Source organism: Desulfovibrio sp. JC022 (assembly GCF_010470665.1).
Taxonomy (GTDB): Bacteria; Desulfobacterota; Desulfovibrionia; order Desulfovibrionales; family Desulfovibrionaceae; genus Maridesulfovibrio.
The window spans coordinates 1-13,413 of the sequence record NZ_VOPZ01000012.1 but is presented as its reverse complement, the minus strand read 5'-3'; the positions used below and the strand labels follow the sequence as shown (position 1 = coordinate 13,413).

Here is a 13,413-nt window from a genome sequence, read left to right as displayed (position 1 = left end):
CACGCTATTTGAACTTTTTTGCAAACTTAGAAGTTTGGGTATTTGTTAAGTGAAAAATAATTCAAAAAAATGGAGGTGCATGTGGTACCGGATTTAACAAATAGGAAAAATATTTCTTAATAATTGCTCAAAAAGTAATTATAATTTTTATGTATAAAATAAATTTACCCCTGTATTTAACCCAAAAGAATAAATCCCTTCTTTCAGTTGTAAAGAAGGGATTTATTCTTTGTTCAGTTAATTATCTAGTCATGTTAAATTTTTATTTCTTAAAGCGACAACGGAAGAACGCCGCCACAGGTGCAAAGGCCAGCATCAGCCATTCCAAACCGAAGGTCTGGGCGGGGTTGAAGACACAACCGGAGGATCCTGAACTGGAAGTGGTGCCGAGAACTGCCGGGTCGGTGATCTTACCGGCCACGCTGTCGTCATCATACTGGCTGCCGTCTGCAAGCGCGAAGTAGACAGAATATGTGGTGCCTGCAGCGAGGGTATCACCTGCGCCTATTGCTCCACCCACAGATGTGGTGATCCAGAAGTCACCGGAAGTGGGGCTTGCCGGAGCTGCACTCAGTCGGTTGTAAGTCAGGTTGCTTCCGGTTGCTTTGAGCTTATAGAGAATTACTTCGTTAAAAGCGAAATTCTCAGTCGGTGTGAAGTTGAAAGTGAAGGTGTGAGTTGATCCACTGACAACACCGCCGGTGGTGGTGAATTGCTGTACATCACTTATAACAGCCATCTCCGGGGGAGTTCCGTAAGTCTGAGTCAGAACTTCCGGGGTTCTTTTTACCGGAACCTCGGAATCTACAACAGCAGTATCTTCGCTGTTCGGATTGACGTAGTTATTCTTTGAACCGCCGCCGGAAGAGTTGATCTCATCAAGATATGAAGTACTGTCCGCACCTACTGTGAGGATATACTGGCCTTTGGAAGAACCGCTGATATCTGCTAGGGCTACACCATTCCTGACAGTCTCAGTGGACCATGCCTTGGTTTCAACGTTATAAGTATGAACTTTACCAGCATCGTCGGCAGCATAGAGAAAACCTTCGTATGCCCAGCAGGAAATCAGGTTAGGGTTGCCGGTGATTGCAGGCAGTTTGATTGCAGAGCTGCCATCATAGATTGCAGTGTAACCGTTGTTACCTACGATATATACTTTCTCGCTGGAAATAGCGATAATATCATTCAGAACAGGAGCATCGCTCAGGGGTATGCCAGTGATGACCCAGCTGTCACCTGAAGCTAACTCAAATTTATAAGCCCTGTTTCCGGTATGATCGCTATAAATTGCATAGAGTGTGTTCTCATCCAAAACACTCAATGCGTTAATACCAGTGGGCATATCCATACCGGAGGTACCTTTTGTTTGTTCTGTGTAGGTAATCTGATTACCACTCATAACGCCCTTGACCAGACCGCGCCCGCTAGTACCAAAGTATAAAGTGGAACTGTCAAGAGTGTGCATGTCCAGAACAGTACCGGTGGCTCCTGAATCCACTCCGATTTCAGTCCATTCAGTTGCGGTCAAGTCTTTCCACGCTAGGCCGCTTCCTGTGGTTCCGTAGGAAACGAAAACCTTATCTCCGGCGCCGCTTACTTTATTGAAGTCGTTAGCACCGAAGAATGAATCATTATAGCGTTTTTCCTTCCAGACGATGGAGTCAGTACCTGCTTTCCGAGTACCGTTGTAGAGCAGGCCATCCTGACCGGCTACATAGATTTCACTCTTGGTTGCGTTGAAGACGCTGCTGATCTTGGTGCCCACCGGAAGCGCGCCGCTAGGCACTGCGGCGGTGAAGGTGTTACCTGCGGAGTAGCCTAGTTCGTCAAAGTCATAAACAACGACTTTGGCTCCGGAAGCTGCAACACCGTATGGAGAGCTGATTCCTAAAGTACCTGCAAGGTCTTTATAGTTTTCCCAGCCCCCGCTATCAGTATAATGCCAGATTCCAGGGCCATCTGCTCCACCGGGTTTGGCTACTATAGTCATGTCAGTTGCAGAACCGGAAATATCGCCAATTTTATTCGCAGCATCAATTCCGGTTGCTGGGCAGTTAAGGGCTTTGATTTGTATTTGGTTGCTGGTTACATCTGCTCCGGCCTGATCAGTGATCAAGTGTAACTTGCCATCAGAGGTAACCAGAACAACGCCATTGGTCACAGAAAATAATTTCTCCGCTGTTGCACCGCCAAGGGTGCCGATATATGTGGTGATATCGGTTGCAGCTGTCCATCCCGGACCTACTTCGGTTTTACTCACATCTAAATGATCATCAATACCAGCGTTGGTAACACGGGCGTAAACAGTAGTTTTTGTGCCTGAATCAATTCCGTAAAGACCATTGGTTGATGCGGCAAGGGATTGTACACCCCCGCTAAGCCCACTACCGGCCCCCATAAAAGATATAAAAGATGAAATTGTTCCAAGATTCCTTGCTCCAAAGTTTGTACTGGCAGCTTTAAACAAAATCGGTTCATTGTTGTAATTTACAACAGCTAAATGAGATGTTGCTATTCCCCCACCTATGTTAACTGCACCCGGTTGGTTTGTTGTATCACCTACTTTATAAACGAGGACATAATTATTCATGCCATCACTACCTGTGCCAGCTACGTAAGTGTCACCGCTGGAAGTTGTTCCGGCCACAAGCTTTGAGTATGTATCCGGGCTGATACTACCTGAGAGTCCTGTTGATACTTCAGTCCATGAAGAGCTGGGATTAGTAGAAGCGTACAGCTTCGTTGTAGAGCCGTCAGTCATATAAAATGTTGCGTCGTAAGCCAGTATTGATCTGGGAGTGGGGGTTCCGGAACCGGGCAGTCCGGTCACAGAGCTGATGTCAGACCAGTATGACTCAGATCCGTACATGGATGCACCGTTGTTACCGGAAGCAAAAGCCCTCTTGGTTGCACCATTGATTACGAGATTTACATCATTCAGATCTTCGGACGATCCGCTGGGCTTGGCAACCACTTCGCTGCCTGAAAGACGGAACAGGCTGCCCTCAGCACCGGAGATGTAGCCAAGACCGGCAGCACTGTTATACTCAATTGAAAGCAGATTGGATGTTCCGGCATAGGAAGTGGTTCCGTCTGTCTGTTTGAGCGCAAGCTTTGCTGTTGTGATGTTGGCTGTCAATCCGTCAAGATCCTGCGCGCCTTTAACGGCTGTGGCTGTATCACCGACAACATACCATGCACCTTTAGCCTGAATTGAAATATCATTGATGTTCGGGCAATTCTCAACATTGAAACCGACAACAGTGTCACTTCCAAGGGTCAGTGTGTACATGTTGTTGGCGTTACCATTGCCGCCGCCTTTACCGAAAACAACGACCTTACCGTCTTCCCCGGTCAGGTCTTTAATACCGGTGACTCCGGCTGTGGCAATGTTCTCGCCTGCGAGGTCTGCAGCAGTTACAGCCCAAGAGCTGGCAGAGACATCGTAATAAATTACAACACCATCTTGAGTCGCAATAACGATATCGCTGTCAGCCGCACCATCTCCGCATGTGGTAAGACCGACGATAGTCTTACCTGCAATTGCGGCTTTGGCAGGATCAGCTATTCCCACAACTGACCATACGGAGCCATCGGAGCTGCTGACAAGTTCTCCTGTAGTCGTAACAGCCCAAAAATATCCCGAAGAAGTTGTCTCGTATGCGGCATCTGCAAAGTCTTCGGTCACGGAGGTTGTTCTTTTGGACCATTGCGGATCATTTCCCCTCATTGCATCCTGAGACATGCGGTATATTTTACCTTCCGACCCGACGATTACCATGCCTTCATTACCTGAATTAGTGACAGCACCGGCTGTAATATTCGCAGCCAGTTTGTTCGGCGCATCAGAAGTCCAAGCGGCAAAAGCCGGACCGGAAACTGCACATGTACCAGCGATGGCAGCCACTGTAATGGCAGCTTTTATTTTCTTGATCATTGTCATTTATAAACTCTCCTAATAATATACTTGCTAAGCAATCCTTAACAACTGAATATTCTTGTTTAAAAGCTTAGTATTATTATAAATTTACTTATGTTAAACCGGAAATATAATTCAAAAAGTGACATTTTGTGCTCACGCCCTCTGTTTCTTGAAATAAATTTCACATCCAGATGGCGGGGTTGATTGTTTGATGTAAAATAATTCAAATGTGGTGCTCGTTGGCTTTTTATATTCCACAAAAATGAAAAAAATTTCTTAAGAATTGCTCAAAAAATAATTATAATATTTTCGTATGAATAAAAAAATGCACTCCCATTATTTATGGAAGCGCATTAGATATCCGTTGGTATTATTAAAGAATAGTATTACAGTTTTGCCAGAACCCTCTCCAGATTTTCGGCAGCACTGAATAAAGCGTTCATAGTTTCTTCTGTTTCATTTCCAAAGGATAAGCTTGCCTCAAGCGCGGCTATAGTTTGTGCAAAATCTATAATTTTCAGCAATGATGCTGTCCCGCGTAACGAGTGGAGAATATTCATCATTCTCTCTGTGTCTCCAGCAGCATTAGCCTGCTTTAAATCTATAAGTAATTTTTTGATATACAGAGAAAAATCTTTTAGCTGGGCCTTGTAGAATTCCATGTTGCCCTGACAGTCTTCCATGGCTGCTTCAACGTCTATTCCGGGAATATCAAAGTCGTATTTGGTTAAGGGCGTGGGTGGGGGCGGGGTTGGAATCCAGTTAGCTAGGCAGTCAAGGAGCGTGCTTTTGGTAACCGGTTTTGTCAGGTAGGCAGCAAAACCCTCGTGCTCGGATCTTGCAATGCTTTTACGGGTGGCGTTGGCGGAAAGTCCTATAAATATGGGTGAATTTTCACCGGTATTTTCCTTGATTTTTTTGGCTGCATCAAAACCGCCCATCACCGGCATCTGAATATCCATAATTACGATGTCATAATGGTTCTGTGAAGCTCTGTGTACGGCCTGTTCTCCGTTTTCGGCAGTGTCGACATCCAGTCCCACGCTCTGAAGCATTCTTTCGATTATTTCGCGGTTGATCGCAATGTCTTCGACCAGCAAGATTCTGGTTGAACAGGAAGAAAAAACTATCTTCCCTTGTGCTGTTTTGCGAAACCGTGATGGTATTTGATCTTCCGGTAATTCGAGTCCGTGCGCTATTTCTAGAAATAAACGTTTCGCCCTGATGGGTGATTTGGTTACACCATACCCTGTAAAGTCTAATATTTCAGTATCTACCTGTGGGGTGCAACAAAGCATAAATGGAGCTTGCGAAGCGGAGAAATATTTACGAATTTCATTCTTTATTATGGGTAGATCCTTGATAAAGTCAGTATCTGGAACCATGACCAACGAAGCAGAGAATTGGTTTGCTTTTAAGAGTGAAGCTATCTGCTGAATATCCGTGCACTGGCTGGTCTTAAAACCGAAGGAATGCAGCAGATTTACAGCCTGTTGACACTGCTGGGAATTGTTACCCATGACAATAGCTTTGTGTCCGTTCCAGCATTCAGTTTTTTCCTGCACATCAGTAGCAATAGCTTTGAATGGTAGGGTGAAGCTGAAAGTACTCCCACTTTTTGCTGAGTTGGAGGCCTCAAGCCTGCCCCCCATAAGTTCAACAAGACGCGCGCTGATAGCCAGCCCCAGTCCGGTCCCACCATATTTACGTGTGGTCGAGGTGTCAGCCTGTGTGAAAGGAGAGAACATAGACGCTTGTATCTCAGGACTGATTCCGATTCCGGTATCAGTAACTGTAAAATTAAGTAATATAATGTCTGCAGTTCTGGAGACATTTTCAATGTTAATAGCGACGCTGCCTTTTGGAGTAAATTTAACCGCATTGTTTACCAGATTAAGAAGAACTTGCTGCAAGCGTAAGGGGTCACCTTCAAGTCGGGGTGGAATTCCTTTGCCTGTCAGCAGAGTTAACTCAACACTCTTTGAGGCAAGAGCCCCTACAGCTACATCAAGGACCAAATCGGTTATTGTATCTAGATAAAATGGAACTGCTTCTATCTCCATCTCATTTGATTCGATTTTTGAATAATCAAGAACATCGGTTAATAGTCCAAGCAAAGAACTGGACGAGGAGTTGATACTTTGCAGATCGTGTACTCGACTGCGGTCTTTTTCAGTGCTGAGCAGCATTTCAGAAAGGCCGATAATCGCATTCATGGGAGTGCGTATTTCATGACTCATATTGGCGAGAAATTCACTTTTAGCCTTATTTGCAGATTCTGCTTCATCCTTGGCGAACTGTAATTTTTCGTTAATTCTATTGCTTAGCAGCAGAACCATGGATGCAGTCAACATCACCTGGTAAATTATTGACGCGCTGTAAAGTGATAGAACAAAGTTATAGGCATCCATGAACAGGTTGCTTTTCAAATAAAAGAGCATGAAAACTATCCAGAATGCATTAAAAATACCGAACCCGAAAAAGACAATGGAAATTTTTTTATGTAGGGGACGTTTACTTTTGCGGAGTTCTATTCCGGAAAAAATCTGACTGGCACCAATCATAATCACGGCAATAGTGAAGCGAAATTTGAGGTTTGGATCTGTGGCTGCGTCCCAGTAAAGAGCTCCGCTAGCCAGCAGGGTCATGAATATTATGGTTCTCCATTTGGAAGATTTACTCCTGAATATGCGGATTCCGCTCCATGTTGTGAAGAGTCCCAGAAAAATGGATGCATTCGCTGCAAATATGGTCAGCACAACAGGAAGTTCGGCTCGCATCGCAATAAGAGCCACACCAGTCCCGGTAAGCAGGCTCCCTGCTCCCCAGCAGGAAAGAGCTTTTTCTTCAGCAAAATTGTTTTTGAGCCAGAATAAGGCAACTCCGGTCATAAAGGAAACCAGTGCGTAGGCAAGCAGCAGTGTCTTCAGGTCAAGGTTTAGCATTGGTACTCCTTTATTGCATCGAGGGCACTATTAACCTGCTGCAGTTATGATTTTTCAAGGTTGTATTTTTTGAGCATATTATATAGCTGACGGGCGGATATGCCTAGTGCTGTAGCTGTTTTGCTCTTGTTCCTTTCGCTGCGGTCATAGATGGTTTTGATGAATTCTCGCTCAGTCTGTTTCCGGGCTTCTTTCAGCGATGACGGTTCAGTCGGAAAAAGAAGCTGTCCTTTTTGCAAGAGAATGTCATCGGTTTCAACCTGTTCCAGTAAGCTTGAAGTGAGTGGTGCTCCCGAAGATGCCTCAAAGAGACGTTGGAGCAGGGTTTCCAACCCCTCGAACTCCTGTGCAAAAAAAGCTGTCGAAATATGTTCGATTAAACTGCTGTCAATTTCCGGTGTGGGAGCATTTTGTTTTATGCTTAGTTTTTCAATAAAATCTTCAACTACGAGTGGTAAATCTTCTCTGCGTTCCTTCATTTCCGGCAGTTCGGTCTTGCTTCCCCAATAGTGAAAAAACAATTCTGAACCGTAAGTGACTTTGAGGCGAGGTATTGATCGCGATGTACTGGTTGAAATAACTGAAATACCAGTCCTTCCTGAAGAATGGTGGGGGATGTGTGTTTCTAGAGTGCTGAGCAGGTCAGACAGAATTTCAGGATCAGCCTGATCAATATTTAAAAAAATGCAAGTACCTGCGCTTCCGTATTGGTCCAGATAATTAACCAGTTCGTCTTTGGCTGTTTGATGGGGCAGCTCCTGCGTCAAAGGAAAATCAATTTCGTATGCATGGCCGTCTTTTGGGGAGGAGCTTTTGCCTATGTGCTGCGCCAGAGCCTTTCGTCCAGTCCCCGGTGTGCCGACAAGTATGACGTTCATGCTTGCAGAAGCTATTTTTCTTGCTTGTAACAGAACACTTGTAAAGGTTGCTCCTCTGGTTTTAAGGCGCGATGATTCCACTGAAGTTTCGGCGGGATTGTCAAAGTTTTTTTCTGTCTTCCGTCCGGCAATATCTTTAATGTCGGAAATAAGCTTACGAGCCGGATCCCCTTTTACAAAATAAGAATAAGCACCCAACTTGATTGCTTCCACGGCGGTATCAATGGACGCATGTGCTGTAATGATAATGACTTCTGTAGCGGGGTAATATCTTTTAACCAGCTCAAGAATCTGCATTCCGCCCATATCACTCATTTTTAGGTCTACTAATATTAAATCATAAGAATGCTCATTTAATACTTCAAGAGCTTCATTTGGGTGATGTGCTACATCTGAGTCATAGCCTGCTGAGCTCAGAACGGTCCTAATAAAGCGTGCATCAATAACATCGTCTTCAATGATCAGAATTTTAATATTGTTCTCCATAAAATACCTGTATTTTGAGCGTTTATATAAACCGTGCTATCAAATGTATTTATGGGAAATTAAAATTCTTATCAAGGCTAGACTTCAACTTAGTCGAGTCATTGATACCAAATGAGTTTGTTAAAACTTAATCAATTCCAACTGAAGAAATTTATCCTCCGACTATTAGGCTGTCGTGGTTTCTGTTGAGTCGCCCAAAATTTTTTACGTCCGCATTGAAATCAATGGATGAACCTTGTCCTGCAAAAGAACTTGCGGAGAAGCGTGAGGTAAAGGAGAGAGTGTCTGGTTAGCCCTCCACCAAAACAATCCGTTCCCGCTCAACATTCCCCCGAAACTCATCAGGCACACTGTTCCAGACAAAAAGATCAACTATAAAAGGTAGATCACTTTCTTCAAATGCCTCTTTCAGGGCATAAATTGCTTTTTTCTGATCAGCAGAAGCAAAGGCCACAAGGTCCAGATCTGACTGCGGGCGGGCAGATCCTGTGGCGCGGGAACCATATGCCCAGACAGTGGTGTTCGGCAGGTGGGTTTCAATCAGCGAAAGGATTATTTTCAGCTGTGCAGGGCTGACGTCAATTTTCGGCATTATTCCCATGTTTCCTTTGAAATCTTCTCGTATAGATCGACCACATCATCATAGAAATCATCTACAATATCCAAAATGGCGTCTGCCTTGTCGCCGGAATAATCGTGCGAGGTGTCATTGCGGGCATTGATGTATCCGATCCAGTTGTCAACATTGGCGATAAGATCCGCAGTGAAAGCGAAGCGCATCATCGGCTTCGGACCCATGGTTTTTACTTCAACGTATCCTTCTTCAAACAGGTGCCGTTTGCAGCTTTTCCAAGCCAGTTCCAGCGTGTATTCAAAACGTTTGACCAATGAATCCTGAACAGCGTCCTTGGTTATCTCGTCAAGATCGGCTGAACCTTCGTTGTATTTACGGAGCATTTCCTCAAAGCGGAGGATCGCTTTTTTAAACTGTGTGTAATCCATGACTATCTCTCAAAAGTGGCACAAGCTGTGCCATTTTTATTTGCTGGGTGATTTTTTGTAATTTGGCAACAGGCTGTTGCCAGCTTGCGGCCTTTCGTCCGGTTTACCTTACGGGAAATGCGAAGGCAATTTCTAAATAGAAAGGTCAAGCGATTGAGATGGATCAACCGGGCGTGCACAATCCCCTGTCCCGGCGTGAGCTAGCTTGTTAGGAAGAACTTCTAATTGCGAAAGAATATGAAGAAACAAGGATGCTTAAGAAAAATCAGCATCCTCGCTTCTTTTAGGGGAACGAAATTTCCGTTGTTTAGGTACTTATTAAAATATTAGTTGTTAAAAGTATATGGTTTATATTTTGGGGTAATTTAAATCAGAACTGTGTGTGTATTGAGATTTGCAGTTCGAATTATGATATTTTTTGATACTGAATGATATTTTTTGAGAAATTTTGATTCTGTTTGATTTCGTTTGGTTCCATGTTTTATTAATTGATATGATTATGAATTTTCGAAGACCTCCTTCCTGAATATCAAAAAATGGCATAGTTTCTCATGGTGTCCGAAGGCAGGACAGGTAAGGTAGGCCCACTTTTTCAAAGCGGTGTACCTTACGTCCTGCTCAGCCTTGGACTGAGGGTGGCTTATTCACCTTCGGTTCAACGCAATTGATAAGACAATCGTGAGGAAAAGTGATTCGTGCCCAGCAAAAAGAAAGTTATCAAAACCTATGTTTCGGAAAAGGAATATGAGCAAATCTGTTCAAGCGCAGAGCAGTGTAGTTTGTCTCTATCTGCGTTTACCAAGGCGGTATGTCTGGGCCATGAAATCAGAAGCAGCACGGATCAACAGACCCGCCGGGAGCTTCTGAAGCTTAATGGAGATCAAGGCCGTCTGGGTGGTCTTTTAAAAATGCTGATTCTGGACGATGACGACAATCGAAAAGCGGCTGAGAAGCTGCTTAGAGAAATAGGTCAGACTCAACGGCAAATAGTCCAGAAGGTGAGGTCTATATGATTAGCCGCAGGGTTGCCTGTAAGCCGCAAAACGACAATTACCGAAGACTGGCCCAATATATTGCCGACGCCAAGCACAAGGGCGAAAAGAGCCTCATGTCATGGTGTGCTGGGTGTTGGGCCGGAGATGATTACGAGCTGGCGATTCAGGAAGTGCTCGATACTCAGGATCTTAATAAACGAACCCGTAAGGAAAAGACCTATCACTTGATCGTGTCCTTCAGGCCGGAAGATGAGTCTGTCCTTACGCAGGAAAAGTTTAAAGAGATTGAGCAGGAGTTTTCCAAGGTTTTGGGTTTTGAGGAACACCAGCGGCATTGCGGGGTGCATAAGAACACCAATAATCTGCACATGCACATCGCATACAATATGATTCACCCGGAGAAACTGACCAGACACGAGCCTTACCGGGATTTTCATAAGCGCGACCGGTTGCACCGTGAACTGGAACAAAAGTTCGGCCTGAAATTGGACAATGGCAGGCAGAAAGATTTGCAGCCCAAACGCAATAACGACCTGGCTGCAACTTATGAAGCCCATTCCGGTCAGCAGTCTTTTGATTCGTATGTGAAGGAGCGCAAGGGTTTTATTTTAAAGGCTCTTGATAAAGCTCAAGGCTGGCAGTCTTTTCATAAATCACTCGCAGGTATTGGCATCGAAGTTCGGCTGCGCGGGAATGGTTGTATTATCAAAGACCGTCATTCCAAGACAGCTATCAAAGCCAGCCGACTTGACCGTGATTTTACCAAGTCCAAGCTTGAGGCCCAGTTCGGCCACTATCAGAAGCCCATAGAGTTCGTGGGGAATGATAAAGATAGGTACGTAGCCCGGCCTTTACATAAACCGCGTGGCAAACTTTACGCCGAGTATAAAGTTTCTGTAACTGACAGAAAAAAAACTTATGAGGCTTTGCGTGAAGAGCAGGATTGCTGCTGGAAACAGATCAATTCTGAGTGGGGTGACAAGATCAAAGCCTTAAGGAGAGACAGCAAGTTGAGGCCCAAAGATCGAAGTCGTCTGATTGCCTTGGCTGCTGGCAGAAAGTCGGAAGCTATTGAAGTTTTAAAAAAAGAAATAGCTGAAAAGCGTGCGGAGCTGCGTCAGCAAATACCATTCAATCGTTGGAACGTTTTTTTGAAATGGAAGGCTGAAAACGGCGACAAAGTAGCTTTGCAGATCTTGCGTTCAAAGAAGGAGCCTATTCAAAGTAAGCCTTCCTCGGAATTTGCAGGCACAGCGTCAAAAGTTTCTGATCTGAAGATCAAGCAGAGCCAGCTCAAATTTGATTCAAGCTTGGTTTGGAAAGATAAACTAAGGCTTTTGTCCATTTCTAAGATGCTCCAGTTGCAGGCAGAAGAGGCTAAGCGTATTGATGATCCTAACAAGCGTAATTTAGATCAAATGACTTGGCGTGTTGATTCGTCAGGGAACGTTCTATACACGCTGACGAATGGAGCTATGGTAAAAGACAATGGTGATAAAATTTTCTTCAGTGTGAATGATCCGGGGGCCGCACAAGTGGCGCATAATTTTGCGCGGTTGATGTTTGGGCGGAAGGCTGTCATCTCTGGCAATATGATTGAGCGTTCGTTGAATATGAAGTTTTGTAGGTAGCACTGCTGTTATAAGAGTTGCGACTTGATACAGTATAGGACTCCAAGGACTAGATTAATTTGTAAGCTCTTGGAGTTTTTTAGTGAAAATGACAGGGGCTGGCTATCTTCCAACCGGGAAGCTGCGTTTCCGATTCACACATATAATATTAGCATAGTATTGATAAATGAAATTTTAAAGGTTTATCGGTTAAAGCGCACTTCGCTTGATGAATCCCCATGATTTTTAGTTTGAAAAACTCCAAATCGAGGTATCCGTATGGACAAAGCACTTCTTTCCGATGATCCCGAAAAGCTGAAAGAGCTTTTTCTGCAACCGAAACCGACGCTTGCCGAGTAGGGTGTTATTTGTATGATTCATAGACATCGTTTCAATTTTCTGAGTTGTAATTCACGCCGATAATTCTGCTCCTGAATATGTTCTTGGTCTGAGTGATAGTCTTTAGCTGTTATTGCAGATAAAAACAGCGTCATTGAGGAGTTGTTTGAGTAGTCCTTGACTTTTTTGGGGGGAGCGGAGGAGTTGAGAAAATAATGTCTTCATATTGCCCAAAGAGTTTCTTTGCTGTTCCATCAAGGAGCATTCCCCTGAGGGATTTATCCAGTTTGGGCTTAAGAAAATGAGCATGTTTATTGTTTATTATGTGATAAAGTTTTCTTGAAACTAATGGTTCGGATTCGATTATTCCTTTTGCGTTTTTTTTCGTGAACAGTTTTCTTGCTAACGTCCTTTCCATTATGATGGCATCCACCCGGCCTCGTTCCAGTAATCCCAGGAGGCTTTCGTAAGAATTTACGATATGGGCTTTCTTCGCGTATTTGTGGGCTATGTTGCAGGGTGTTATTTCTCCGCGGACAACACCCACAGTAAGTTTATGGAGATCTTTGGGGGTGGTGATTATGTTTTTCTTGTTTTTGCTGAATGAAGAAAAATTTGCAACCGCAACGGGGGTGGTGATGTTTGTGAGATTGGAGTATTGTGCTATAGCCTGAAGAGTACGTACTCCAGAACCATCTGTGATCCCGTTATTTGCGGATATTAAGTCACGTAATCCTGGAAAATATTTAAATTTTATAGACAAATTGGCACGAGAATACATTTCACTTATGAGTGCTTCTATTTTTGGGGTGATACCTTTTTCTGCGTTGAGGTATGGTATTCCAATTGTATAAGTTTCGTTTGCTAGGGCGGATGTGGATAGGATTGTGAATGAAAGAAAAATAAGGATGATGATTCTCTTCATGTTGTCCTCGGGATAATGAGAAAGTTGCGATGATTATAATATTAGGAGAATCTTATCTTTTAAGCAAGTACTCGGTATTATAATTTATAAAAAGTTGTTGGTATTTACTACTGTACATTGCTATCCGTTGACACGCCAAACTCAATAAAGGGCAACTAGCTTTAATCGTCCGCCTCTAAGGTTAAATCCCCCGGCTTCAGCCGGGTAGCTTTCAGCTAGTAGTTGCTTTATATTCTCCGTATGGAATACCGCAGAGGCAGTCATACGAAGTACAAAATTGAGTATCACTTTGTTTGGGTCACGAAGTA

General features: G+C 44.0%; 8 protein-coding genes. 2 read left to right on the top strand and 6 right to left on the bottom strand.

The genetic code is table 11. From position 1 onward, the window contains the following. Positions 1–262 precede the first annotated feature (262 nt). The 5 genes from FMS18_RS17690 to FMS18_RS17670 all read right to left on the bottom strand — a co-directional run bounded on the left by FMS18_RS17690 (position 263) and on the right by FMS18_RS17670 (position 9,236). Positions 263–3,940 carry a hypothetical protein gene (locus FMS18_RS17690; RefSeq protein ID WP_163295998.1) on the bottom strand — a complete coding sequence of 1,226 codons (3,678 nt, stop codon included), beginning with the start codon at positions 3,938–3,940 and terminating at the stop codon, positions 263–265. Between the two features lie 371 nt (positions 3,941–4,311). Beyond that, the gene (locus tag FMS18_RS17685) at positions 4,312–6,870 is read right to left on the bottom strand and encodes an ATP-binding protein (protein ID WP_163295997.1); all 2,559 of its coding nucleotides are present in this window, start codon (positions 6,868–6,870) and stop codon (positions 4,312–4,314) included. A 44-nt stretch (positions 6,871–6,914) separates the two neighbouring features. Further along, positions 6,915–8,234 carry a sigma-54 dependent transcriptional regulator gene (locus FMS18_RS17680; protein ID WP_163295996.1) on the bottom strand — a complete coding sequence of 440 codons (1,320 nt, stop codon included), beginning with the start codon at positions 8,232–8,234 and terminating at the stop codon, positions 6,915–6,917. A gap of 289 nt (positions 8,235–8,523) precedes the next feature. Beyond that, positions 8,524–8,826 carry a nucleotidyltransferase family protein gene (locus FMS18_RS17675; protein ID WP_163295995.1) on the bottom strand — a complete coding sequence of 101 codons (303 nt, stop codon included), beginning with the start codon at positions 8,824–8,826 and terminating at the stop codon, positions 8,524–8,526. Continuing rightward, positions 8,826–9,236 (bottom strand): HI0074 family nucleotidyltransferase substrate-binding subunit, encoded by a 411-nt coding sequence (locus FMS18_RS17670; RefSeq protein ID WP_163295994.1) that lies wholly within the window; start codon positions 9,234–9,236, stop codon positions 8,826–8,828. Before FMS18_RS17670 ends, FMS18_RS17675 begins: the two co-directional genes overlap by 1 nt. A gap of 695 nt (positions 9,237–9,931) precedes the next feature. Here FMS18_RS17670 and FMS18_RS17665 point away from each other — a divergent pair. Both FMS18_RS17665 and traI read left to right on the top strand, forming a co-directional pair. After that, entirely contained in the window at positions 9,932–10,249 is a 318-nt protein-coding gene (locus FMS18_RS17665; protein ID WP_163295993.1) for a conjugal transfer protein TraJ, read from the top strand. Further along, a complete protein-coding gene (gene traI / locus FMS18_RS20750) occupies positions 10,246–11,862 on the top strand; it encodes a TraI/MobA(P) family conjugative relaxase (RefSeq protein ID WP_239061092.1) in 1,617 nt (538 codons plus the stop codon). Before FMS18_RS17665 ends, traI begins: the two co-directional genes overlap by 4 nt. Positions 11,863–12,331: 469 nt before the next feature. On the opposite strand, the gene FMS18_RS17650 is transcribed toward traI, so the two are convergent. Next, positions 12,332–13,105, bottom strand: coding sequence for an ABC transporter substrate-binding protein (locus tag FMS18_RS17650; protein ID WP_163295992.1), 774 nt, complete (start codon positions 13,103–13,105; stop codon positions 12,332–12,334). Positions 13,106–13,413 lie beyond the last annotated feature (308 nt).

Bases quoted from the DNA above. Each gene is read 5' to 3' on its own strand.
- FMS18_RS17690 (WP_163295998.1), bottom strand. From the start codon at position 3,940: ATGATCAAGAAAATAAAAGCTGCCATTACAGTGGCTGCCATCGCTGGT.
- FMS18_RS17685 (WP_163295997.1), bottom strand. From the start codon at position 6,870: ATGCTAAACCTTGACCTGAAGACACTGCTGCTTGCCTACGCACTGGTT.
- FMS18_RS17680 (WP_163295996.1), bottom strand. From the start codon at position 8,234: ATGGAGAACAATATTAAAATTCTGATCATTGAAGACGATGTTATTGAT.
- FMS18_RS17675 (WP_163295995.1), bottom strand. From the start codon at position 8,826: ATGCCGAAAATTGACGTCAGCCCTGCACAGCTGAAAATAATCCTTTCG.
- FMS18_RS17670 (WP_163295994.1), bottom strand. From the start codon at position 9,236: ATGGATTACACACAGTTTAAAAAAGCGATCCTCCGCTTTGAGGAAATG.
- traI (WP_239061092.1), top strand. From the start codon at position 10,246: ATGATTAGCCGCAGGGTTGCCTGTAAGCCGCAAAACGACAATTACCGA.
- FMS18_RS17650 (WP_163295992.1), bottom strand. From the start codon at position 13,105: ATGAAGAGAATCATCATCCTTATTTTTCTTTCATTCACAATCCTATCC.